This is a genomic window from Sphingobium sp. BYY-5 (assembly GCF_022758885.1).
Lineage (GTDB): Bacteria > Pseudomonadota > Alphaproteobacteria > Sphingomonadales > Sphingomonadaceae > Sphingobium.
The window spans coordinates 3,306,567-3,330,593 of the sequence record NZ_JALEBH010000001.1; the positions used below are offsets into that span (position 1 = coordinate 3,306,567).

Annotated in this window: 25 protein-coding genes; 23 read left to right on the plus strand and 2 right to left on the minus strand. The window is 64.8% G+C overall.

Annotation, left to right across the window (positions count from 1 at the left end; all coding sequences use genetic code 11):
* Positions 1–33 precede the first annotated feature (33 nt).
* Positions 34–1,518, minus strand: a complete 1,485-nt coding sequence (locus MOK15_RS15910; RefSeq protein ID WP_242932493.1) for a glucan biosynthesis protein — start codon at positions 1,516–1,518, stop codon at positions 34–36.
* 228 nt (positions 1,519–1,746) lie between these two features.
* Entirely contained in the window at positions 1,747–2,580 is an 834-nt protein-coding gene (locus MOK15_RS15915; protein WP_242932494.1) for a flagellin, read from the minus strand.
* A gap of 313 nt (positions 2,581–2,893) precedes the next feature.
* Here MOK15_RS15915 and MOK15_RS15920 point away from each other — a divergent pair, with 313 nt between their 5' ends.
* The 23 genes from MOK15_RS15920 to MOK15_RS16030 all read left to right on the plus strand — a co-directional run bounded on the left by MOK15_RS15920 (position 2,894) and on the right by MOK15_RS16030 (position 23,960).
* Complete coding sequence (locus tag MOK15_RS15920) at positions 2,894–4,153, plus strand: sigma-54 dependent transcriptional regulator (protein WP_242932495.1); 1,260 nt, start codon at positions 2,894–2,896, stop codon at positions 4,151–4,153.
* 13 nt (positions 4,154–4,166) lie between these two features.
* Positions 4,167–4,526, plus strand: coding sequence for a flagellar hook-basal body complex protein FliE (gene fliE, locus MOK15_RS15925; RefSeq protein WP_242932496.1), 360 nt, complete (start codon positions 4,167–4,169; stop codon positions 4,524–4,526).
* A gap of 3 nt (positions 4,527–4,529) precedes the next feature.
* Entirely contained in the window at positions 4,530–6,278 is a 1,749-nt protein-coding gene (fliF, locus tag MOK15_RS15930) for a flagellar basal-body MS-ring/collar protein FliF (RefSeq protein WP_242932497.1), read from the plus strand.
* A complete protein-coding gene (fliG, locus tag MOK15_RS15935; protein WP_242932498.1) occupies positions 6,271–7,287 on the plus strand; it encodes a flagellar motor switch protein FliG in 1,017 nt (338 codons plus the stop codon). The genes fliF and fliG overlap by 8 nt, the downstream gene beginning before the upstream one ends.
* Positions 7,280–7,915 (plus strand): FliH/SctL family protein, encoded by a 636-nt coding sequence (locus MOK15_RS15940; RefSeq protein WP_242932499.1) that lies wholly within the window; start codon positions 7,280–7,282, stop codon positions 7,913–7,915. The genes fliG and MOK15_RS15940 overlap by 8 nt, the downstream gene beginning before the upstream one ends.
* The gene (locus MOK15_RS15945; protein ID WP_242932500.1) at positions 7,912–9,240 is read left to right on the plus strand and encodes a FliI/YscN family ATPase; all 1,329 of its coding nucleotides are present in this window, start codon (positions 7,912–7,914) and stop codon (positions 9,238–9,240) included. The genes MOK15_RS15940 and MOK15_RS15945 overlap by 4 nt, the downstream gene beginning before the upstream one ends.
* On the plus strand, positions 9,237–9,662 hold the full coding sequence (locus tag MOK15_RS15950; protein WP_242932501.1) for a hypothetical protein: 426 nt from the start codon (positions 9,237–9,239) through the stop codon (positions 9,660–9,662). Before MOK15_RS15945 ends, MOK15_RS15950 begins: the two co-directional genes overlap by 4 nt.
* Positions 9,655–11,472: a flagellar hook-length control protein FliK gene (locus MOK15_RS15955; RefSeq protein ID WP_242932502.1), complete on the plus strand. Its 1,818-nt coding sequence runs from the start codon at positions 9,655–9,657 to the stop codon at positions 11,470–11,472. Before MOK15_RS15950 ends, MOK15_RS15955 begins: the two co-directional genes overlap by 8 nt.
* A gap of 29 nt (positions 11,473–11,501) precedes the next feature.
* Positions 11,502–12,107, plus strand: coding sequence for a flagellar basal body-associated FliL family protein (locus MOK15_RS15960; protein ID WP_242932503.1), 606 nt, complete (start codon positions 11,502–11,504; stop codon positions 12,105–12,107).
* 54 nt (positions 12,108–12,161) lie between these two features.
* Complete coding sequence (locus MOK15_RS15965; protein ID WP_242932504.1) at positions 12,162–13,046, plus strand: FliM/FliN family flagellar motor switch protein; 885 nt, start codon at positions 12,162–12,164, stop codon at positions 13,044–13,046.
* The gene (gene fliN, locus MOK15_RS15970; protein WP_242932505.1) at positions 13,043–13,378 is read left to right on the plus strand and encodes a flagellar motor switch protein FliN; all 336 of its coding nucleotides are present in this window, start codon (positions 13,043–13,045) and stop codon (positions 13,376–13,378) included. The genes MOK15_RS15965 and fliN overlap by 4 nt, the downstream gene beginning before the upstream one ends.
* Positions 13,379–13,476: 98 nt before the next feature.
* A complete protein-coding gene (locus MOK15_RS15975) occupies positions 13,477–13,740 on the plus strand; it encodes a flagellar biosynthetic protein FliO (RefSeq protein ID WP_242932506.1) in 264 nt (87 codons plus the stop codon).
* Positions 13,741–13,864: 124 nt separating this feature from the next.
* Positions 13,865–14,638, plus strand: a complete 774-nt coding sequence (fliP, locus tag MOK15_RS15980) for a flagellar type III secretion system pore protein FliP (RefSeq protein WP_278254309.1) — start codon at positions 13,865–13,867, stop codon at positions 14,636–14,638.
* Positions 14,639–14,758: 120 nt separating this feature from the next.
* The gene (gene fliQ, locus MOK15_RS15985; RefSeq protein WP_242932507.1) at positions 14,759–15,031 is read left to right on the plus strand and encodes a flagellar biosynthesis protein FliQ; all 273 of its coding nucleotides are present in this window, start codon (positions 14,759–14,761) and stop codon (positions 15,029–15,031) included.
* Positions 15,028–15,810, plus strand: coding sequence for a flagellar biosynthetic protein FliR (fliR, locus tag MOK15_RS15990; RefSeq protein WP_242932508.1), 783 nt, complete (start codon positions 15,028–15,030; stop codon positions 15,808–15,810). Before fliQ ends, fliR begins: the two co-directional genes overlap by 4 nt.
* Position 15,811: 1 nt before the next feature.
* On the plus strand, positions 15,812–16,945 hold the full coding sequence (locus MOK15_RS15995; protein WP_242932509.1) for a flagellar type III secretion system protein FlhB: 1,134 nt from the start codon (positions 15,812–15,814) through the stop codon (positions 16,943–16,945).
* 8 nt (positions 16,946–16,953) lie between these two features.
* Positions 16,954–18,093, plus strand: coding sequence for a glycosyltransferase family 87 protein (locus MOK15_RS16000; RefSeq protein WP_242932510.1), 1,140 nt, complete (start codon positions 16,954–16,956; stop codon positions 18,091–18,093).
* Positions 18,094–18,158: 65 nt separating this feature from the next.
* A complete protein-coding gene (locus tag MOK15_RS16005; protein ID WP_242932511.1) occupies positions 18,159–18,614 on the plus strand; it encodes a hypothetical protein in 456 nt (151 codons plus the stop codon).
* 91 nt (positions 18,615–18,705) lie between these two features.
* The gene (gene fliD, locus MOK15_RS16010) at positions 18,706–20,121 is read left to right on the plus strand and encodes a flagellar filament capping protein FliD (protein WP_242932512.1); all 1,416 of its coding nucleotides are present in this window, start codon (positions 18,706–18,708) and stop codon (positions 20,119–20,121) included.
* Between the two features lie 18 nt (positions 20,122–20,139).
* Complete coding sequence (locus tag MOK15_RS16015; RefSeq protein ID WP_242932513.1) at positions 20,140–20,535, plus strand: flagellar protein FliS; 396 nt, start codon at positions 20,140–20,142, stop codon at positions 20,533–20,535.
* A 159-nt stretch (positions 20,536–20,694) separates the two neighbouring features.
* Complete coding sequence (locus MOK15_RS16020; protein WP_242932514.1) at positions 20,695–21,891, plus strand: aspartate aminotransferase family protein; 1,197 nt, start codon at positions 20,695–20,697, stop codon at positions 21,889–21,891.
* Positions 21,892–21,993: 102 nt separating this feature from the next.
* Complete coding sequence (argF, locus tag MOK15_RS16025; protein ID WP_242932515.1) at positions 21,994–22,923, plus strand: ornithine carbamoyltransferase; 930 nt, start codon at positions 21,994–21,996, stop codon at positions 22,921–22,923.
* A 164-nt stretch (positions 22,924–23,087) separates the two neighbouring features.
* Positions 23,088–23,960: an Hsp33 family molecular chaperone HslO gene (locus tag MOK15_RS16030; protein WP_242932794.1), complete on the plus strand. Its 873-nt coding sequence runs from the start codon at positions 23,088–23,090 to the stop codon at positions 23,958–23,960.
* Positions 23,961–24,027: the final 67 nt, after the last annotated feature.

Below are 24,027 nucleotides of genomic sequence, written 5' to 3' on the forward strand. Positions count from 1 at the left end.
CGTTAGAACCGTTCGTTACACTTAGGGTTCCCTTCATGCGCCGACGGGATAATGCACATATTCGCTGAATGCACGATTGCCAGCGCGTAATTGCAGACGAATATCGGCAGGACCGGCGGCATCGCGCTTCAGGTCGAGCACCGTGCGATAGGTTCCGGGCTTGCCCAGCACGGGATAGCCCGCAGTCTTGAGCAGCCTGCCGCCCTTTATGTCGCTCCAGATATCGAGCTTGCTGCCTTCCGGTACGCCGGTGAAATCGATCACGAGCCGGTCGCTGCCAGCCTCGCCGCCGCGTCCGCGCCAGACATTCTCGACGATGGCCAGACCTTTCGACGCTGGCGCGCGCGCCGCGCTCCAGTCCAGCCGATAACTGGCGTCGATCCGCCTGCCTGGCGTCACGGCGGCGGCGGGCGTCCAGTAGGCGGCGACATTGTCGGTATATTCGCTGTCGGTGGGGAAGGCGTAGAGCCGCACCTCGCCCTGACCCAGCGCCTTGGCCGGGGTTGCCCAGAGCGAAGGGCGGCGGTCATAATAGACGCCGTCATCCTGATAATGGTCGAAATCCCGGTCGCGTTGCAGCAGGCCGAAGCCCTGGGGATTGCGCTCTGTAAAGGCGCTGACCATCGGCGCCGACGGATTGACCAGCGGCCGGGCGTGGGCCGTGCCGTCGGCGCTGGCGATGGAGAAGAGGTCGGAATCATGGATTTCCGGCCGCCAGTCGGTGCCCTGTGTCCGGTTGGCCTGATCGTACCAGAACATGCTGGTCATCGGCATCAGGCCCAGTTCCGGGATGGCTCTGCGCGGGAAGAGGGCGGCGGTCACATCCTGCCGAACGCCATCCGTGCCAAGGCTGCTGACGAAGCGATAGGCGCCGGTGATGGAAACCCCGTCCAGCAGGGCGTAGACGATCACGCTGTTGTCGCCGCTCCGCTCCAGCCAGAAATGGGTGAAGCGGGGAAATTCCTCCTTGCCCAGGCTGGTGTTGATGGCGATCGCGCGCGCCGACAGGCCGAACTGCTTTTGCGGGCTGGGCGCGCGGAAATAGCTGGCGCCCAGGAAGGACAGCCAGTCGCCGTCGCGCTTGGCGTTCATGATGCGGAAGCCGGCAAAGCCCGCGTCCGGCCCCAGCGCCGCGACGGCATTGCCGGCCGGAGCGTCGAACATGGCGGGGTCGTAGCGGAGCGGCGTCGCCTGTCCATTGTCCACGATGGCGATCTGCACCGGTTGCGGCGCGGTGTTGGAAAGCGGGAAGAAGCGGACCCCGGTATCGCCGGGCAGGTCGCCCCACAAGGTACGGTCGTCGCGGAAGCGCGCCGCGTGCAGCGCGTCATAATCCACCCTGGCCGCGCCGGGATAGGCGGGTGTCTCCTTATAGGGCGCACGCGCCAGATCCTGCGCCTGCCCGACCAGCCTTTCCCAGGAAAAGGGCGTGGCCCGCGTCTGGGCGCGGAGCGTCTGGGGGAGCAGCAGGGTGGCGGCGGAAGCGGCGATCATCGCGCGCCGGTCTATCTGTGTCATGGGCATAATCATGGATGGCGGAAACGACCAAGCCAAGCCTTGTATCCCTCCATCGCCCCGGCAAATGCGATGAAGCCTCCGCCCGGGGGGACGGAGGCTTCCAAATGCTGGCCGTTCGATCGAAGGTTGTTACCCCCGGCACGGTGGGGACTGTTGATATGCCGAGAGTGACATGACTGGCTGGCGGTGGACCAATACCTCAGCCGGTCATTCTGGTTGCCGATCCGATTACTGGATCAGACGCAGCACGCCCTGCTGGCTCTGGTTCGCCTGGGCCAGCATCGCGGTCGAAGCCTGGCTCAGGATCTGCTGCTTGGCGAGCGCGGTCGTTTCGGCCGAGAAGTCGGCGTCCTCGATGCGGCTGCGGGCGTCGGTCAGGTTGGTGATGTTGTTGGTCAGGTTGTTGACCGTCGATTCGAGGCGGTTCTGCACCGCACCGAGGTTGGCGCGCTTGGTGCCCACAGTTTCCAGCGCCGTGTCATAGGCGGCGAGGTCGGTGTCCGTGAAGGTCGGCGCGGCGGTGGTGCCGGTCAGCGGGCTGCCGGTTGCGGTTGCGACGGCCGACAGGTCGAGCTGGCCAAGGGTGATATCGACGGTGTCGGTGTCGTTGGCGCCCGCCTGGACCGTGATGGTGGCCGGAGCGGTCGCCGAGAACAGGGCCTTGCCGTTGAACTCGGTCTTGCTGAGCACGTCGTTGATCTGCTTGCCGAGTTCGTCGATTTCGGACTTGATGTTGGCTTGCGACTTCGTGTCGTTCGTGCCGTTCAGGCCCTGAACGGTCAGTTCGCGCATACGCTGCAGCATGTTGCTGACTTCGCCGAGCGCGCCTTCCGCCGTCTGCGCCAGCGAGATGCCGTCATTGGCGTTGCGGACGCCCTGGGTCATGCCGCGGATCTGGGCGGTCATGCTCGACGCGATGGCGAGGCCGGCGGCGTCGTCCTTTGCGCTGTTGATTCGCTTGCCGGTCGACAGACGCTCCATGGCGGTGCTCAGCGCCTTGTTGGCCGAGGTCGAGGCGTTGGCCGAGCGCAGCGCCGCTGTGTTGGTTCCGATAACAGTCATGAAATTCCCTTTCCGTACATCAGGTCGCTGCCATCAGGGCGCTTGCGGCCTCGAAAGGGGATAACGGCGGGCGTCGCCGGGCTTTTAGGGCGATCGGCATTTTTTTCGCAAAAGCCGCAAAGTAGGCGGTTTGATGCGTGCGCGGCTATGAAATGAGCCACAAGGCTTTGCCGGGGCCGGAAAAAAATTGCCGCCCACCGGCAAACAAGTTGCCATGTTAACCATCTGATAACCACGCATCCGTAGACATTAACCATCGAAGGGGTTCGGGGCGTACGGGGGTACAAGCCAGCCAAAAATATGGGGACAGTTCATGTCATCGCTTGACGTGAGCCGTGGGGTCTGCGCGCTCGTTCCGGGTTTGCAGCACTGGCTCGAAAATGCGTTCTACATGGTGCGGATCGTAGATGCCGCCGGACCGCGAGACAAGGATAGCCGCCGTGTGCTGCTGGCGACCGAGATAGGGCACGCCACCTATCGCGATATCCTCATCAATCTGGTGGACGGCGCGCCTTCGCTGGTCGCCGCCGCCAATGGCTTGCCAGCGCGCGTCGCCTTCGGCCTGGAGGATATGGGCTTTGCCTTCGCGCTGATCGCCGAACTGGCGCGGCCTGCCTCGATCCCCGCCGTGGGGGACGCCGCCAGCGCCCACCTCATGCGCCTGGCCGCACGGGTCGCCCGCAGCGACGCCACCGTCCTGATCCAGGGCGATACCGGCACCGGCAAGGAAGGCATGGCGCGTTTCCTCCACGCCCAGTCGGGTCGTCGCGGTCATGACTTCATCGCCGTCAACTGCGCCGCGCTCCCCGAAACCATGATGGAAGCGATGCTGTTCGGCCACAGGAAGGGCAGCTTCACCGGCGCGACCAATGCGTCGGACGGCCTGTTCCTGGCGGCCGATGGCGGCACATTGTTCCTGGACGAGATCGCCGAACTGCCGCTGGCGCTTCAGGCCAAGTTGCTGCGCGCCTTGCAGGAAGGCGAAGTGCTGCCCGTGGGCGCTACCCATCCGGTGCCGGTCAATGTGCGCATCGTCGCCGCCTGCAACCGCAATCTGGCCGAAGAAGTCGCCGCGGGCCGCTTCCGCGAGGATCTCTACTGGCGTCTCAACGTCATGCCGCTGGAGTTGCGGCCGCTGGTCGAGCGTCGCGGCGACGTAAGCGCCATCGCCGCCGCCATGCTGATGCGCCAGCAGGACCTGGCCAGGGACAGGTTCGTCTGGCCGACCGCCGCCGCGCTGGAAAAGCTGGCCGCCCATGGCTGGCCCGGCAATGCCCGCGAACTCGGCAATGTCCTGCAGCGCGCGCTGGTGCTGCGCGATGGGGATCGCATCGAGGCCGCCGACCTGCATATTTCCGGCGCGCCCCAGCCGCTGCGCATGGTCGCCCCGATGCTGGCGACAGCGGCCGAACCGATCCTGCTGCGCGACGTGGCCCGTCATTCCAAGCTGGAAGCGGTCCGCCTCGCGCTGCGGGAGACCGACGGTCATCGCGCCGCCGCCGCCCGCAAGCTGGGCATTTCCGAACGTACATTGCGCTATCGGCTCGCCGAGATGCGCGAGATGGCTGCTTGAGGGGGGCTGACGCATGAACGGCATTTCCCCCACCGACAGCGTGATGGCGATCCGCAACGCCATCCTGCAAAAGAACGCCGCGCTGCGCGACGTCAACCAGACCGGCGCTGTCGGCGGTGCGACTGGCGCCAACGGCACGCAGGGCACCGCGCCCGGCGGCTTTACCGAGGCGCTGAACAGCGCGCTGCAACAGGTGAACGGCCTGCAGAACCAGGCCGGTGAGGCCGCCGCTTCCTTCGAGCGTGGTGAAACCACCGACATTGCGGGCGTCATGCTGGCCAAGCAGCAGGCTTCGGTCAGCTTTGAAGCGACCCTTCAGGTCCGCAACAAACTCCTGTCCGCTTACAAGGACATCATGAGCATGCCGGTATAAGCGATGAGCGAGAACGCCCTTTCCACCAATGTCGGCGCCGCCGCGCCCGCCCTTCCCGCCACTTCCGCCTTCGGTGGCGGGGCCAGGGGGATCGATGCGCTCAAGGCGCGCTTTTCCGGCTTCATGAAACAGCCCGCCGTGGCGAAGAGCCTGCCGCTGCTGGGCCTGCTTGGCACCGTCGCGGTCGCGGGCCTCGCCTGGATGGCGCTCCGCGAACCGCCGCAGCGCGACCTGTTTCGGGGGCTGCCCGACGCCGACAAATCGGCCGTCGCCCAGGTGCTCGACCAGAATGGCGTTCGCTACGGCTTCGACGGTTCGGGCGCGATGACCGTCGCGCAGGATGATTATTTCAAGGCGAAGATGATGCTCGCCGCCCAGGGCCTGCCCAAGAGCCCCCCCGACGGCAACAGCATGATCGACAGCCTGCCGATGGGCGCCAGCCGCGCCGTCGAGGGCGAAAAGCTGCGGTCGGCCCGCGAAATGGATCTGGCCCGCACGATCGAGGCGATCGACAGCGTCGAAACCGCCAAGGTGCACCTTGCCGTCGAACCGCCCAGCGTCTTTCTGCGCGACCGCGCCAAGCCGTCCGCGTCGGTGATGTTGCGCCTCGCCAATGGCCGCACGCTCACCGACCAGCAGGTCAGCGCGATCGTCCATCTCGTCGCCTCGTCGATCCCGGAACTCAATCCGGACGATATTTCGGTGGTCGACCAGAACGGCCGGCTGCTCAGCAACAATGACGGCGACGCCGTCAACGACCGCCAGCTTGCAATCCAGACCCGGATCGAGGATCGCTATCGTCAATCGGTGGTCGCCCTGCTGACCCCGATCCTGGGGCAGGGCAATTTCTCGACCGAGGTTCATGCCGAACTGAACTTTGCCGAGCGCCAGGCTACCCGCGAAACCTACCCGCAGGATGAGGCGCGGCTGCGCACCGAACAGGGCACCTGGGCGTCCGATCCGCGCGGCCAGGGCGCGGGCGAGGCGAGCGGCATTCCCGGCGCGCTCAGCAATCAGGCGCCGGTCAACCCGACCGTCACCCAGACCAACCCCAATGGCCAGGTGGTGACGCAGGGCCAGACGGCAGAAGGCGCCCAACCGGGCACCCCGCCCAATCCGCTGATGAAGACCGAAGAGACGTTCAACCGCAGCTTTGAACTGGGCCGCGAAGTGTCCGTCACCAAGGATGCCGTCGGCACGGTCAAGCGCCTGTCGGTCGCCGTCGCGCTCGACAACGCGCCCGACGGCAAGGCCCGCACCCCGCAGGAGATCGCCGCGCTCGAAGCGCTGGTGAAGGGCGCGATCGGCTTCGATCAGACGCGCGGCGACGTGGTCGCCCTCTCTTCGCGCAATTTCCTCAAGGCCGAACAGCCGGTCACGCCCTGGTATGAAGCCGACTGGGTGTCGCCGCTGGTCCGCAACCTGTCGGCGCTGCTGGTCGCGCTGCTGGTGATCTTCGGCATCGGCCGGCCGCTGCTCAAACGCCGCGCCGCCATACAGCAGGCCGCCACGATCGAGACGGCCGAGACCGGACAGCGCCTCGGCCGCGAAATTTCGAGCGAACTCACCAAGCAGGTCAGCGCCGCCAATCCGCATGGCGCGGACGCGCGGGTCACGCTCGACATGATCTCCTCCACCTATGACTATGCCCAGCGCGCCGACCTCATCCGCAATTTCGTGAAGCAGGACCCCGATCGCGCCGCCCTGGTCGTGCGCGACCTGCTGAAGGAGGGGAAGAAGGAAAATGCCTGAGATCGTCCCCGGCCGTCCCGAAGCGCTGAAAGGCAGCGCCGCCGCCGCCGTCCTGCTGATGCTGTTCAATGAGGATGAGGCCGCGCAGATATTGTCCCGGCTGGAACCGGAAGAGGTGCGTCAGCTTGGCTACGCCATGTATGATGTGCAGGATGTCGAGCCGGAGGAAGTGAACGAGGCACTCGACCATTTCGTCACCAAGGCGAAGAAGCGCACGACGATCGGCTATGGCGCCACCCGCCACATCCGCGGCGCGATGACCAAGGCGCTGGGCGAGGAGCGTGCGGAAACCATCCTGGCGCGCATCACCCCGCCGACCCGCTCCACCCAGCTTGAGATGCTGAAATGGATGGACGCGAAGGAAATCGCCGCGCTGATCGAGGCGGAGCATCCGCAGATCATGGCGATCGTGCTCGCCCATCTGGAAGCGCCGATCGCCGCCGACGTGCTGCAGCTTCTGCCGGTCGAATATCAGGAAGAAATCGTCTATCGCATCGCCACGCTCGGCCCCGTGTCGAACGAGGCGCTGGAGGATCTGGAGCAGCTCCTGCTGCGCGGTCCGGGCGGCAAGCAGGGCGCGGCGTCGCAGCGCGGCGGCACGGTCGAGGCGGCCGCGATCATGAACAATGTCCGCAAGGACAATGAGCAGCGGATCATCAAAGCTATCGCCAAGCGCGACAAGATGATTGCCCAGACGATCGAGGACGAGATGTTCGTTTTCGACAACCTCATCGACATGGACGACAAGAATCTGGGTACGCTGATGCGCACGATCGACAGCACGGTGCTGGTGGTGGCGCTCAAGGGCGCGAACGACATGCTGAAGGCGAAGATTTTCAGTTGCATGTCGGCGCGCGCGGCCCAGGCCATCGCCGACGAGATCGAGGAACGCGGGCCGATCCGCCTCGTCGAGGTGATCGACGCGCAAAAGCTGATCATCGCCACCGCGCGCCGCATGGCCGATGCGGGCACCATCATGCTGGCCGGCAAGGGGAACGACTTTGTTTAGGGTCTGGGACGCAGAAGCGGTTCAGGATGTCGCATCGGTCGCCGTCGCGGATTTCCGTCCGGCTGAAGGCGGCGGTTTTCGCAGCCTCTACACGGCGCCACCGGGACAGCAGACCGCCACCATGCGCGGTGCGGAGATGGAGCCGGCAATCGATCTGGTCGAGGAAGCCCGGATGGAGGCCTTCACCCAGGGCTTCGACGAAGGTTGCCGCGTCACGGCCGGCGCCAATGCCGCCGAAGCCGACGCACGCGCCCGGCTGGCCGAGGCGCTGGAATTGCTGGCGCCCGCGCCAAGCGGAATGTTGTCCACCATGTTGTCCGCCACCGTCGTCCGGCTGGTCGAACAGATAGTGGGCGAGGTCGAGATCGATATGGAGCGCCTTGTCCAGCGTTGCGACGCGGTCGCTGCCTTCATCGAGAGCAATCAGGACAAGAACGCCCTGCATCTCCATCCTGAAGATGTGGCGTTGCTGAAGGGCGAGGCGATCGGCCTGCCGCTGGTCGCGGACAACGCCATGCAGCGCGGCTGCGTCCGCCTCGAAACGGCCGACGGCTGGGTCGAGGATGGCCCGGATATACGCCTGTCGCGCCTGCGGGCGCTGATGGACGATATCGAGGGCAAGGCATGATCCGCGCCGCGCTCGCCCAGGCGGAGACGCTGTTCGATCATCTGCAGGTGCAGAACCGCCAGCCGCGCCATGTCGGCCGGCTGGTCAGTCACGATGCGGGAATGCTGGAAGTCACCGGCTTTCGCCGTCCGATCGGATCGGGCGCGCGGGTGCTGGCGAGCGACGGGTCGGTCTGTCGCGCCGAAGTGGTCGGCTTTCGCGGCGAACGTACGCTGCTGGTGCCGCTCGACGCCGACGCGCCGCTGGAAAACGGCATCCGCGTCGAACCGGACAGCCAGGCGAACATGGTGCAGGTCGGCGACGGGCTGATCGGCCGCGTCATCGACGCGATGGGCCAGCCGCTCGACCGCAAGGGACCTATCATCGCGGGCGGCAGTTGGCCGCTCAACGGCGTCAAGGGGAATGTCCTCGATCGCGGGCGCGTGACCGAACCGTTCGATCTAGGCGTGCGCGCCGTTAACGCGCTGCTGACCGCCGGACGCGGCCAGCGCATCGCGATCATTGCAGGGTCGGGCGTGGGCAAATCGGTGCTGATGGGTCAGATGATCGCCGGCGCCGAAGCCGATATCGTCGTCACCGGCCTGATCGGCGAACGGGGCCGCGAGGTCAGCGATTTCCTTGAAACCAAGCTCAAGGGCGCGATGCACAAGTCGATCGTCGTCGCCGTGCCCGCTGACCATCCGCCGGTGCTGCGCCTGCGCGCCGCTGCGCGCGCCACCGCGATCGCCGAATATTTCCGCGCGCGGGGCAAGAAAGTGCTGCTCCTGATCGATAGCCTGACCCGCTGCGCCCATGCCCAGCGTGAGATCGGCCTGGCGCTCGGTGAACCGCCGGCGATGAAGGGCTACCCTCCTTCCGCTCTCTCGCTCATTCCGCGGCTGGTGGAACGGGCAGGGGGCGATGCCCGCAGCGGCGGTTCGATCACCGCGCTCTATACGGTGCTGGCCGATGGTGACGACACCGACGATCCGATCGTCGATGCTGCCCGCGCCATCGTCGACGGGCATTTCGTCCTTTCGCGCCACCTTTCGGAACAGGCGATCTTTCCCGCCATCGACATTGGCAAATCGCTGTCGCGCGTCATGGCGGATGTGGTGGATGATGAGCATCGCGCCGCCGCCGCCGCCTATCGCCGCCTCTGGGCCGCCTATGAGGAAAATCGCGACCTCATCCTGATGGGCGCCTATCGTCCCGGCAACGATCCCGTCATCGACGAGGCGGTGAAGCGCCGGCAGGACATACTCGATTTCATCCGCCAGGATCAGAAGAGCCGCATCGACCTCGACACCAGCGCCGCCGCGCTCATCCTGGGCTTCGGCGCATGAAGGGACTGGTCGCCCGCCGCCAGCGCCTGCTGCGTGTACGCCATGTCCAGCACTCGATGGCCGTGGCGGAAACCGCGCGCGCGCGCGACGAAGCGAACGGCATCGCCCACAATATCGAACGGTTGCGCAAGGTGCGCGGCGAATTGTTCGAGACGGACGGATCGGTGACCGGCGCTTCCTTCGCGGCGATGCAGGAACTGGCAACCCGGCTTGAACAGGCGGGCCGCCAGCTTGACGGCGCGCTCTACGATGCACGGCGCAACGTGGAGGCCAAGGAAGATCTGACCATCGCCGCCAATCGCGAAAAGGAAATCGCCCTCCGCCTGAAGGACCGCGCCCGCGCGGACCTGGAGGAATGGCGTGAGAACAAGCTGGCGGCGCTGCCGCGCTATCGACGTATGCAACGGCCGGGGGATGTCTGATATGACCTTGTTGACCAGTCTCAAGGCGCTGCTGTTCGCTTTGCCGACCCAGGGTGCGGCCAAGGGTGATGCCGGCCTGCCGGCCGAAGGCGCGGGCGACTTCGCGCAATTGCTGGATGCAGTGAAGGGCGTCCCCGCCGCTGACGTGGCGGTGCCTGTTGCTGCGGCGCCGATGGCGCCAGGGCAAGGTGCGAAGAGCGATCATGCGGCCAGCCTGGACTTGCCGGGCCATAGGCCTCCGAACTTTCCGTCGCAGCCGGTTATCATGGACGAGCGGCAGGTCGGCCGGCCGGAATTGCCCGCCCCATCGATCGATGCGGATAGCGACGCGGCAGCCCCGGCGTCGGACCCGGCTTTAGTCATTGCGGCTCCCTCGATCCCAATCGTTCGGCCGGGGGCCGCAGTTCCCTCCGATGAAGTCGATACGGCGCCTGCCGTGCCGCAACCGGCGACGCCGGTTCTGGCCGTCACGGTTCCGCCGGACTTGATCGTTCCGCCGGCGGTGGTAGCCGCTTTGCCCGACGCGGGCGGTATAGCGCCGACAGCGCCACAACCGGCGAGATTAACGGACTCCGTCCGTGCGGACATCGCTGTCGAAGGAGCGGTGGACGAAGCGCGGGACACGGCCGAAGGTGCCGATGAGCCGCGCGATGACGATAAGGTCGACGTGGTCAATTCTGCGCCTGAGATGATCGCGCCCATGCCCATCATAATGGTCGTGCCGGTCGCACAACCCGTGCCGGTTCCGGCCGCAACCGATCTGCCGACTGACGGTACGCTCGCACCCGCAGCCCCTGTTGTCGCCGCGCCCGTGGTGTCGCCGCAGATCATTGTTCCGACACCGGCGCCGGCTTCTGTAGCGGAGCTATCTGTTCCGGTACGAGCGCCCGATCCACAGACGAACCTGGCTGCCGCGCCGCAGTCCGTGGACATGACGCCCGTGGACATGGCGCAGGTCTCCCACGATCCTGTTGCTGTTACGGCGCCCGACATGCCTGCGCCCGTCAAGGCGGAGGCGGTGTCGCTGCTCCAACTGGTCCGCGACCATATGAGCGCGCGGACTGCGTCGCGCTCGCAAGCTGGTGTGACCGGCGTCAAAACCAGCATGGCGAAGGATAGCGTCCCCGATATGATCGCGCAGCCGCCGGTCAACGACCGGACGGCCATGCCGACACCGCTGGGGCAGACCATCGCCATGCCGGCGACGGGTGCTGCCATGGCTTCCGCCATACCTTCCGTGGACCTGTCCGCTTCGCTGAACATGCAAGTGGTGGACATGGGGGTGTCGGGCCAATGGATCGACGGTTTGGCGCGCGATATTGCCGGCCTGTCCGCCAATGGCGCGCAGGGGCGGTTCCAGATCAATGCCGATCGGCTCGGTCCGATCCAGGTGGATATCCGCCAGGGCGAGGATGGCGCCGATGTCAGCCTGACCGTCGCCACCGAGGCGGCGGAACTGGCGTTGCGGCAGGACAGCGACCGGCTGAAACTCGACGCCGGCCTGTTGGCGTTGCGGATCGGCGAGGTGAAGGTCGAGCGTGCGGCCCATGTCGCGGAAACCGCGCGGGCCGATTCGACCGGCAACCAGGCGGGGTCGCAGCAGCAATCCCAGTCTCAGTCCCAGGGCCAATCCGCCGGCTGGCAGGGTCAGGGCATGGGCCAATCGTCCGCCCAGTCGCACATGCAGGGGCGGGGACAGCCGCGCGAAAATATCGCGCTTAACCATAAAGGCGACGGCGATCCGGCCGTTCTTAACCATGAACGGGTTGGCGATAGCGCCGCCGACACGCGCCGCGCGCGCTATGCGTGACTGGGCGCATTTTCCAGGGGACATGAAGCATGAGCGACGAGCCTAAGGCCAAGAAGAAAAAGGGCGGGAGCATGAAGATGATCCTGCTGCTGGCCGTGGGCCTGGTTGTCGGCAGTGCGAGCGCGGCTGGCGGCCTTTATGCCGCCGGCTTCTTCGGACACAAAACCGAAGGGCCGAAGGAAGACCCCAACAAGCCCGTTCTGGTGCTGGCCGGCGAGAATGCGGAGGAAATCGCCAAGGCGCATGGCGGGGGCGCCGCGCATCGCGGTGAACCGGGCAAGGGCATCGACCTGCCGACCCCGGCCAATCCGGTGGCCTATCAGGCCACCTATTTCCAGATGCAGGCGCCCTTCACGTCGAACATGACCGACACGGACGCCTTCGCCCAGATCTCGATCGCGGTGTCGACCTATTATGACATGCGCGTGATCGAAGCGATCAAGACGCATGAGATGGCGATCCGCAGCCAGGTGCTGATGATGCTGGCGCAACAGCCTGAGGAAATGCTCTCCACCCCGCAGGGCAAGCAGGTGCTGCAGGGCAAGATCAAGACGATTATCAACGATGTTTTGAAGCAGAAGAGCGGCTATGGCGGCATTGATAACGTTTATTTTACCAATTTCGTTATTCAATAGGGCAGCCTGAAAGGATCGGGATATCCCCTGATCCGATGCGGGCAGGGGATCAAGATGACCGACGTTCAAACCTTCGCCTTCGGGCGGGGGGAATCGCAGGCGCCCGTGATGCTGTCCGGGCTGGACCGGCTGGGCGACAAGCTCGGCCGGCGTATCCGCGCCATCATAGAACCGATCGCGGGTGTGCGCCCCCATGTCGAGGGGCAGGAAGCCCGCGTGCTGGACTTCGGCGCCTGGTCGGCGCAGGTGCCCGCTTTCTGCAGCCTGTCCATCTATCGCCTGCTGCCGCTGAAGGGGCAGATGCTGTTGCGCATGGATGCGACCATGATCTCGACCCTGGTGGACTGTTTCTATGGCGGCATCGGCAACCGTCCGCTGCCTGCCCGCGCCGAATTCACGCCCACAGAGGATCGGCTGATCGCGCGGTTGTGCGATTCGCTGATCGCGCGGCTGGTCGAGACCTGGGATGATGTCCTGCCGCTTGATCCCGGCCTGATCCTGCGTGAAAGCGGCATCGGCTATGCCGCCGCAGCACAACCCACCGACCAGATGGTTTTGCAGCGCTTCACGATTTCGCTGGTCCGCGATCAGCAATGGTCCATCGATCTGCTGTTCCCTCTGTCCGCACTGCGCGCCGTCGAGGGGCTGGTGAGCACGAGGCTGCCGGTTGATGAAGAGCATTGCGATCCGGTCTGGCAGGCGCGCATCGCCCGCCGGATGCGCGACATTCGCCTGCCCGCCCGTACCGTGCTGGCGCGTCCCAATCTCTCGCTGGCCGATCTGATGCAGCTCAAGGTCGGCGATGTCATTCCCGTGACGGTCGGCCGGTCGATGCCGTTGATCGTCGGAAACCGCATCGTCGCCCATGGGACGATCGGCGAACAGGACGGTCGCGCCGCCTTCCAGATTGAAAAGCTTGCACAGGAACCCGAACAATGAACGAGATGAGCGAAGACCTGCGGACGGAACGCGGCGAAGACCCGGTCAGCCGGATGACGAACAACCGCCAGTTCAAGCTGCTGGCCGATATTCCGGTGCGCATGTCGGTGGAAGTCGGCTCCACATCGCTGCGCCTGGCCGAAGTCATGGACCTGGCCGAAGGCAGCATCGTCGAACTGGATCGTCAGGCCGACGATCTGCTCGACATCATGGTCAACGGCGCGCTGATCGCCAAGGGCGAGGTGGTGACGGTCAACGGCCGGTACGGCATCCGCATCGTCGATATCGCCGCGACCGAAAATCGGCTGGCCGGCATAGAACGGCGCGGCTGATTGCCGGACGCTGACAGGGGTGCCGATTTAGCGCTTGCCTTCATCGGCGAAACGGCGAATCGCGGGCGAGTATTAACCATGGTCGGGGGCGGCTTTTCATGTTCTGGTATTTCGTCAAACTGTTGATTCTCCTGCCGCTGGTTGGCGGCATGGCCTTTGGCGCGCTGTGGCTGTGGCGCAAATATCAGCCCGGTATGATGGCGGGGCAGGGGGATCGCTCGCTCAAGCTACTGGAAGCCCTGCCGATGGGCGCCTTTGGCAAGCTCGCCGTGGTCGAATTCGAAGGCAAGAAAATCCTCGTCGCCGTCACCCGCGGCCGCATCGAAAAGATTGCGGAAGGCGACTCGCTTCGTGTCCGCTGAGGCCAGCCCAGAATATGCCCGTCACCCCGGCGGAAGCCGGGGTCCAGAATGGCGAAGGGCAATGCGAGCCGCCCTGGATTTCGGCTTCCGCCGGAATGACGGGAAAGAAGGAAGCAGTCGGATGATGCGGGCCGCAATGCTGGTCATTGCCCTGCTGACAATTGCCATCCTTGTCATCCAGCCCGCCCTGGCCCAGACCGCCCCGCCGCCGGTCGACAATAGCGGCGCGCTGAGCCGCGCCATGGGGCAGATTTCGGGCGATGGCCGCCCGCTATCGCTGTCGCTGCAAATCCTGATCCTGATGAGCCTGCTGACGGTGTTGCCGTCGCTCGTGCTCATGATGACCAGCTTCACCCGCATCATCATCGTCCTCTCGCTGCTGCGCCAGGCGCTGGGCCTGCAACAGACCCCGCCCAACCAGGTGCTGGTCGGGCTGGCTCTCTTCCTCTCGCTCTTCGTGATGCGTCCGGCGATCGACACGATCAACGCCCAGGCCTTCGACCCCTATGGCAAGGGGCAGATCAACATCGAGGAGGCCGTCGGCCGGTCGGGCAAGGTGCTGCACGGTTTCATGACCAAGCAGACGCGCGAAAGCGATCTCAAGCTCTTCGCCAATCTGGCCGAAGCGCCCGCTTTCCGTACGCCCGAGGACATTCCCTTCTCGATCCTGCTGCCCGCCTTCGTCACCAGCGAACTCAAGACCGCGTTCCAGATCGGTTTCATGATCTTCCTGCCCTTCCTCATCATCGATCTGGTCGTGGCGTCGACCCTGATGGCGCTCGGCATGATGATGCTGTCCCCCACCATCATTTCCATGCCGTTCAAGCTGCTGCTGTTCGTGTTGGTGGACGGATGGGCGCTGACCATGGGGTCACTGGCGGGGTCATTCGCGACATGATGCTGCTATGCAATTTCCCGTTCGGGCTGAGCTTGTCGAAGCCCTTGGCTGAGCGGAGCGAAGCCGCTTCACTATGTTCAGCGTGGCCCTTCGACTTCGTTCAGGGCGAACGGGCATAGTATGGAAAACGCCGATTTCTTCCTGGGTCTGGCCCAGCAGGCGCTGTGGATCACCGCGCTGGCGGCGGCGCCCGTGCTGATCCCCGCGCTGATCGTGGGTCTGGTTGTCGGCATGGTACAGGCGGCGACCTCGATCAATGAACAGACGTTGAGCTTCATTCCCAAGATCCTGGTCGTGGGCGGGATGCTGGCGCTGTTCGGCGGGTCGATCATGGTGCTGGTCGCCGATTTCACCCGCGAAATTTTCGAGCGCATCCCGGACTTGTTGCAATGATCGCCCCCGGTTTCGCGGGTGTGGAAACGCAGCTCTGGATCTGGTTGATCGCCATGATCCGGCCCGGCGCGGCCTTCATCGCCGCGCCCGTCTTCGGCGCGCCTGCGGTGCCGCTTCAGCTTCGCCTGATCCTTGCTCTGGCGCTGGGCCTCGCCGCGCTCAACAGCGTCACCATCCAGTTGCCGCACGATGGCGTCGCCAGTTTCGAGGGCGTGATGATGGTCATGGGCGAGATACTGGCCGGCCTCGCCATGGGGTTCGCGGTCCAGATCGGCTATGCCGCAGCCTTCGTCGCGGGGGAGACGATCGGTAACGCCATGGGCCTCAACTTCGCGGCGATGGTTGACCCTTCATCGGGCCAGTCGACCCAGGTGCTGGGCCAGTTTCTCTCGATCCTCGCGACTTTCCTCCTCCTCGGCATGGATGGGCATCTGCTGCTCGTCAGCTTCGTGGTGCAAAGCTATGTCGCCATTCCGCCGGGCGCGGGGATGCTGTCCAACGACACTATCTGGCGCCTCATAGAGTTTGGCGGGTCGCTGATGGGCATGGGCGTCACCGTGGCGCTGCCCGTCGCCTTCGCGCTGGTGCTGGTGCAGATCGTCATGGGCATGTTGGCGCGTGCGGCGCCTTCGCTCAACCTGTTCGCGGTCGGTATGCCGGTCGCGATGATGGCGGGGCTGGTGCTGCTTGCCATCGCCGCGCCGATCATGGCCGAAGGCATGACCGCCGCCCTGAAGGCCGGGCTGGAAGAGGCGCGCCACATCTCGGAGGGGCGCTGAGATGGCGGGCGGTGAGGGCGGCGAAAAGACCGAAAAGCCGACTCAGAAGAAATTACAGGATGCCGCCAAGAAGGGCGATATCCTTCAGTCCCGCGAACTGGCCACGGCGCTGGTCGTGATGGCGGGCATCGGCTGCCTTGCCGTCATCGGTCCCGCGCTGATCGACGCGCTGCGCGACATGTTGGTGGAGGCGCTGCGCTTCCGGCGCGATGATATCGTCGATTTCTCCCCAGCCCAGCGCGGGGCGGCCCTGCTGACGGGCATAGCCCTGCCGGTCGCGGGCGTGATGCTGGCTACCTTCATCGCGGCCATCGCAGCGCCGGCCCTGCTCGGTTCGCTCGGTTTCCGCCCCGGCGCCTTCGCGCCCAAGCCGGCAAAGCTCAATCCGATGTCGGGTCTCAAGCGCATCTTCGGGATGCAGGGGCTGATCGAACTGATGAAGTCGATCGCCAAGGTCGGCCTGCTCGGCAGCATCGGCGTCTGGCTGATCTGGGATCGGCTGACCAAGATTACGGGCCTTGGCAAGGCGGGGATCGCGCAGGCCATCGCCGATGTCGGCAACATCTTCATCTTCACCTGCCTGGTGATGGCGGGCGGGCTGTTCCTGATTGCAGGCATCGACGTGCCGGCGCAGATGGTGCAGCGCGCCAAGCGGCTGGGTATGACCAAGCAGGAAGTGAAGGACGAGCATAAGGAAAGCGAAGGTTCGCCGGAGCTGAAGGGCCATATCCGCCGCAAGCAGTTCGAGGTGCTGAGCGGATCGACACGCAAGGCGGTGGCCGAGGCCAGCGTCATCATCACCAACCCGACCCATTTCGCGGTCGCGCTGCGCTACCGGCCGGGGCAGGACGCCGCGCCCGTGGTGGTGGCGCGCGGTTGCGATGCGATCGCCGCCGCCATCCGCGAACTGGCGGACAGCAATGGCGTCACCGTCCTTCAATATCCCGATCTAGCCCGCGCCATCTATTTCACCTCACGTGCCGGGCAGATCGTGAACGAGGGGCTATATATGGCGGTCGCGACCGTGCTCGCTTTCGTCTTCCGCGTCGAAAACCGCATGGCGGGCGAAATGGACCGTCCCTTCATCACCGTGCCCGACGACCTGCGTTTCGACGCCGACGGGCGGAAGCTGTAGGCGTCGTCATGGCCGACCGATTGCGCATCCTGTGGATCGGCGCGGGCCTGCTGCTGCTGATTTTCATACCCGCCTATCTTTTCACCGTGACGCCGGGCCATGGCATTCCGCGCGATGGCACCTCGCTGGTGGTGGGGCGCGATTTCCTCAATATCTGGATGTACGGCCGCGCCGCGTGGGAGCCGCATCCCGAAATATACTATGACATGGACAGCTATCTCGCCGCATTGGGGCGAGAGGTCGGGGAGGGCTATCCCGGTCAGCTCTGGTCTTATCCACCCGTCGCGATGCTGGTCGCCGCGCCCTTCGGCCTGCTGCCCTATCCGCCGGCGCTCGCGCTCTGGACTTTGTGCGGAACTGTCTGTTTCGCAGTCGCATTTCGTGCCTGGAGCGGCGAAAAAAGAGGGGTCCTGCTACTGCTGGCCTCGCCTGCCGCGCTGCTCGGCATCATGTCCGGCCAGTTCGCGCTGTTCGCCGCCGCCATCCTCCTTGCCGTGCTGCGCTGGCGGGAGGAGCGGCCCGTTCTGGCGGGCGCGCTGGCCGGGTTGCTCTTGGTCAAGCCGCAACTCGCCCTGCTCCTGCCCATCCTCTTCCTCGCCACTCGCAACTGGCGCGCCTTCGCCGCCGCCGCCCTTTCCGGCCTGACGCTGGTCGCGATTGTCGCGTTGCTATGGGGGCCGGACATCTGGCGCATCTATGTCCAGACCGGCATCGCCAACCAGTCGCTGGTGCTGAGCGATCCCGATCATCTGGCCGGGCCGTTCATGCCGACGCTGTTCATGAACCTGCGGGTGACCGGCGTGCCAGTCCCGGTGGCGAGCGCTTGCCAGATGGCGCTGGCGCTGCTCGCGGCGATACTGGTCTGGTTGCGTTTCCGCCATCGTCCTGCGGCGACCGACCTGTCGGCCAATTTTCTCTTCCTTGCCTGTGCCGCATCGGCCACGCCCTATATGCTCTCCTACGATACGCTGGCTTTTGCGAGCATCGGCGTTTTGCTGCTTGCCGCCGGACAGGGACGCATCGGGCTGCTCCTGGTCTATTTTCTACCGTTGCTTCAACTGGTTGCAGGCATGGCGGGCCTGCCCGGTCCGGGCCTCATTCCGATCGCGATCGCCTTTTTCCTGGCATCGCGAAAAAATTTCACCTGACGCATTAAACTTTGGTCGTGCTCGTCCGTACTCTGTTCATTGGGGGCGCGTGAAGGTGGTGCGTCATGGACGACTATGTATCCCGTACTGAGTTGTCGTCGGTCGACCGCGCGGTCGTTCGCGCGCCATCGCCGGTGTCCGTTGTGCAGCCGGTGGCGGCAGGCCGCGCCAATGAATCCGCGACACAGGAACGGCGAACCGCCGTCGCCCGGCCTGAACCGTCGAGCGCCAGTCAGGAACTGGCCAGCGTCGCCGAATATGTCGAAGTTCATGCCCGCATCGCCGAGATATTGGCGGACCTGAACGCAGGCACCACCGATGTCGATGGCGCGGCCGGAGCCATCCAGGCGATGATCCCCAAACCGATGGTGCTCGTGCCCCTGCCGCCCGCCAGCAAGGAAGCGGTGGAACATGCCGCCGTGCTGGCCAAGCGGATCGTGGAGCGGGCGTCCTACGCCCATGTTGCGCAAGGACATCCGTCACGCGGAACGGTGGAGCAGATCGCTTCCTCGAACGGTTGATGCTCGCCCGATTCATCCTGATTTTTCAGAGCGAAAATCTTTCCTAAAGGTCTTTTCATTAGCGCCGTTCTACCTCTTGAAAGGATGGCCAATGACTTCGGTAGGCAGCAGCATCATATCCGCGCTCAACGCTGGTTCGGGGATTGATACCAGCGCGCTGGTGTCCAATCTGGTCAAGGCCACCCGTGAGCCGAAGGAAACGGCGATCACCAGCCGCCAGACGCTCAACACATCGCGCATTTCGGCCCTGGCTTCGGCGGCCAGTTCGCTCGATACCTTCGCCGATGCGTTGACCGAAGTGCTTTCCGGCACGGCCTATACCGGCACGGCTTCCTCCAACGACGCCAGCATCGCGTCCGTCAGCCTGCTGAGCGGAGGCAGTCCGACCGGCCTGCCTGCCCAACTGACCGTCGAGCAGTTGGCCACCGCGCGCGTGATTTCCTCCGGCGCGACGAGCGGCGCCACCAGCAGCACCGCCATCGGCACAGGCAGCTTCACGATCACATCGGCGTCGGGCGAAACCACGACGATCACGATCGATTCGACCAACAACAGCTATGCGGGCCTCGCCTCGGCGATCAATGCGACCAATAGCGGCGTCACCGCACGTGTCGTCACCGATGCAACGGGCACGCGCCTGGTGTTCAAGGGCGAAACCGGCGCGGACAATGATTTCAGCATCAGCGTCACGGCTGACGACAGCGGCAGCGTGCTGGCCGGTCTGGGCTGGGATGGCGCCAACAGTGGCACGATGACCAGCACATCGGCGCCGCAAAATGCCAAGATTACGCTGGACGGCGTCGAATATGAATTTGCCAGCAACAGCATTGACGGCGCGATTCCCTATCTGCGCATCGACCTGAACAAGGCGGCGCCGGGCACGACCGTCACCCTGTCGATGTCGCAGCCTACGGCGGGGCTTTCGGATCTGCTCAAGGAATTTGTCGACGCCTACAACACGCTGATGAAGGCGCTCAACACGGCGACCTCGACCGGCACCGACTCCTCGACCGCAGGCGTGCTGAACGGCGTGTCGGGCGTGCGCGACATGAAACGGCAGTTGGCGGCGATCACCTCGACCCCGCTCAGCGCGACCGGTGCCTACAGGACGCTGGCAGACATTGGCATCACCACCAATCGCGACGGCACGTTGACCCTGGACACGGCCCGGCTCGCGACCGCCATGGAAAATGATCCCGAAGGTGTGACCAACATGGTCAATCCGAAGGTATCGACCACGGTCAATCCGGGCCTGTCCACGCTGATGGACACGGTGCGCGACAATATTCAGAAGGATAACGGCCCGCTCAAGCTGGCGCAGGAACGCTATGCGGCGCTGGCCAAGGATTTCACCAAACAGCTCGAAGATCTGGATGTGAAGATGGCCAGCTATGAGGAGCATCTGACCGGCATCTATTCGGCGATGGAAACACGGCTCAGCGCGCTCAAGGCAACGCAGAGCTATCTCGAGCAGCAGATCGAGATGTGGAACAATAGCAGCAATTAATCGGGAACGGATAAGACGATGTTCTATAATCACGGATATGCGGGCGGCACGGCGGCACGGCGCTATGCGGCCGTCCATTCGGGCAGCCGGACGGAAAGCGCCACGTCGCACGGGTTGGTCAAGATACTGTTCGACGAGCTGATGCTGGCGATGGACGCGGCGGCGCTGGCCGAACGCAATGGCGATCGGATGAAGGTTTCGGACAAGCAGGCGCGCGCCATGTCGATCCTCTTCGCGCTCGAATCGAGTCTGGATTTCGACAAGGGCGGCGATGTCGCGGTCGGCCTGGCGCAAATCTATCGTGAGGCGCGCCGCCTGCTGCTGGTCGGCGCGAAGGAACGCTCGGCTGATCCGGTCGATCAGGCCCGCGCCATCGTTGCGGAAATCGCGGAGGCTTGGAACCAGATCGGCTGACGCCATTTCCCGTCGACTGGCCCCATGCTGCGGGGTTGCACCCCCAACATGGCGTCTGTATAGGCGATGTTCGCAAAGGGCGGCCCGGCGGGGGCCGCCTTTTTGCGTTCTACCCAATGCGCACAGGACGCGCAGCATCAACCCAGAAAGGGAAGGCCCATGTCGATTACGCCGCTCATGCCCGTTTACCCCCGGTGTGATGTCCGTCCGGTGCGAGGGGAGGGCTGCTATCTGATCGGCGAACGCGGCGAGCGCTATCTGGACTTCGCCAGCGGCATCGCGGTCAACCTGCTCGGTCACGGTCATCCCAAGCTGGTCAAGACGATTGCCGACCAGGCTGCGACGTTGATGCACGTGTCGAACCTCTACGGTATGCCGCTGGGTGAGAAGTTCGCGCAGAAGCTGGTCGATAATACATTCGCCGACACGGTTTTCTTCACCAATTCGGGCGCGGAAGCGGTGGAGTGCGCGATCAAGACCGCGCGCCGTTATCATTATGCCAATGGGCAGGCGCACCGGCACAAGATCATCAGCTTCGACAATGCCTTTCACGGGCGGACGCTGGGGACGATTTCGGCCACCAGCCAGCCCAAGATGCGCGACGGCTTCGAGCCGCTGCTGCCCGGCTTTACCGTGGTGCCCTTCAACGATCTCGACGCTGCGCTGGCGCAGATTGACGATAACACCGCCGGTTTCCTGCTGGAGCCGGTGCAGGGCGAAGGCGGCGTGACCCCGGCGACGCAGGCGTTCCTCAAGGGCCTGCGCCAGGCATGCGACGAACATGGCCTGCTGCTGATCCTGGACGAGGTCCAGTGCGGCTATGCCCGCACCGGCAGCTTCTTCGCCCATGAACAATATGGCGTGACGCCGGATATCATGGCCGTGGCCAAGGGTATCGGCGCGGGCTTCCCGCTGGGCGCCTGTCTCGCCACCGAGGAAGCAGCCAAGGGCATGGTCTTTGGCACCCATGGCACCACCTATGGCGGCAACCCGCTCGCCATGGCAGTGGGCCTGACGGTGATTGAGGAAGTGCTGGCTGACGGTTTCCTGGACCATGTGAAGGCGATGGGCGCGCGCCTGCGCGCCGCGCTGGAGCAGCTTATCCCCAATCATGACGAGATGTTCGAGGATGTGCGCGGCATGGGCCTGATGCTCGGTGTCAAGCTGAAGGACGGTTATGACGCACGCAGCTTCGTCGGCCATCTGCGCGACCATCATGGCCTGCTGGCCGTGTCGGCGGGGCAGAATGTGCTGCGCGTCCTGCCGCCCCTCGTCATCGACGAAAGCCACATCGCCGAAGCCATCGAGAAGATCTCCGCCGGCGCGCGGAGCTTCGCCGAAGCCAAAGCGGCCTGAACCAACCTCCGTTCGCCCTGAGCCTGTCGAAGGGCCGTTCTTCTTCAAAAGAATGAGCGGGGCTTCGACAAGCTCAGCCCGAACGGCTGTGGGGGTAATGATATGACCAAGCATTTCCTGAATCTCTCCGACGCGGGCGGCGACGCTATCGCCGCGATGATCGCCGACGCCATCGACCGGAAGGCAGCGCGCCAGGGCAAGCCCAAGGGATGGGCAGACGCCGACGCGCCGCTCGCCGGCCATACGCTGGCGATGATCTTCGAAAAGAACTCGACCCGCACCCGCGTCAGCTTCGACATGGCGATCCGCCAGCTTGGCGGCACGTCGCTGATCCTGAACGGCGCGACCAGCCAGCTTGGCCGTGGCGAGACGGTCGCCGACACGGCGCGCGTCCTGTCGCGCATGTGCGACGCCATCATGATCCGCACCGACGATCATGCCAAGATCGAGGAGATGGCGCATTACGCTACCGTCCCGGTCATCAACGGCCTCACCGACCTGTCGCATCCCTGCCAGATCGTCGCCGATCTGCTGACCGTGGTCGAACATGGGCTGGCGCTGCCCGGCAGTCAGTGGGCATGGCTGGGCGACGGCAATAATGTTCTCCACTCGATCGTGGAGGCGGCGGGCCTTCTGAAGTTCGACGTGCGTATGGGCATTCCCCATGGCTATGATCCCGATCCGTCCTTTGCGACGGAGGCGGAAAGGCTGGGCGCGCGCATCACCCTGACCCGCGATGCGGTGGCGGCGGTGGCGGGCGCAGATGTCGTCGTCACCGACACCTGGATTTCCATGGGTCAGGCCCATGCCGAGGAAAAGCTCAAGGCGATGATGCCCTATCAGGTCACGCCCGCGCTGATGGCCGGGGCCAGGGCGGGGGCGAAATTCCTCCATTGCCTGCCCGCCCATCGCGGCGAGGAAGTGGTGGAAGCGGTGATCGACGGCCCGCAGTCGCTGATCTGGGACGAGGCGGAAAACCGTATCCATGCCCAGAAATCGGTGCTGCTCTGGGCGCTGGGACGGCTCGGTTGAGTTTTCGGGTGGGCTTCCTATCTAGTGGTCCGATTCTGACATTCGATACCGCTTGACGCTAGGCGGTCCACCCGCATCGCTGGATGCCTATTCACACCGGTGCGTCCTATGCGCCGGCCGACCGGAGCTGTTACGTGACTTCTGCCACCTCTATCGACCAGGCCATGGGCTTCACCATCCCCGCCCGCCATGCGCGTGGGCGCCTGGTACGGCTTGGCCCGGTGCTTGACGATGTGCTTGCCGCCCATGCCTATCCCCCGCCGATCGAGCGGGTGCTTGCGTCTGCCCTGGTGCTGGCGGCGCTGCTGGGCAGCACGCTCAAGCTGGCGGATGGCCAGCTCACGTTGCAGGCGCAGACCGAAAATGGCGTCGTCAGCCTGCTCGTCGCCGATTATAAGAATGGCGAACTGCGCGGCTATGCCAAGTTCGACGCCGACCGGCTGGCCGAACTGGGACCGAACCCCTCGCTCTTCGGCCTGTTCGGCAAGGGCTATCTCGCGATCACCTTCGACCAGGCGGTGACGGGCGAACGCTATCAGGGCATCGTCCCGCTGGAAGGCGAATCGCTGGCCCATGCGGCCGAACATTATTTCTTCCAATCGGAACAGATACCGAGCCTGATCCGCATCGCCACCCGGCATGACGCAGGTGAGGGGTGCTTCGCCGCCGGCCTGATGCTCCAGCATCTGCCCGAAGGCGAGGTGGGACGCGAGCGGCTGCATGTTCGCCACGATCATCCGGAGTGGGAACATGTGCAGGCGCTGGCGGTCACGCTGACGGACGAGGAGCTGACCGACGCCGGTCTGCCGCTCACCGACATCGTATGGCGCCTCTTCCATGAAGAGGATGAGGTGCGCGTGACCGAGTCCACGCCGCTGGCCAAGGGGTGCCGGTGCGACATTGACCATATTCGCGGCGTCATAGGCCGATTTTCGGCGGAGGACCGTGCGGAAATGGCGGACGAGCGGGGTATCATCGGTGTCGATTGCGCATTTTGTTCGCGCATCTTTCCGCTGGCGGTGGACAGTTTCGCCTGAATGCGAAGGCGTCTGACACGCTAACGGCATTTGTAATTGGGGCAGCCTGACCCGTTCGCGCTATCAA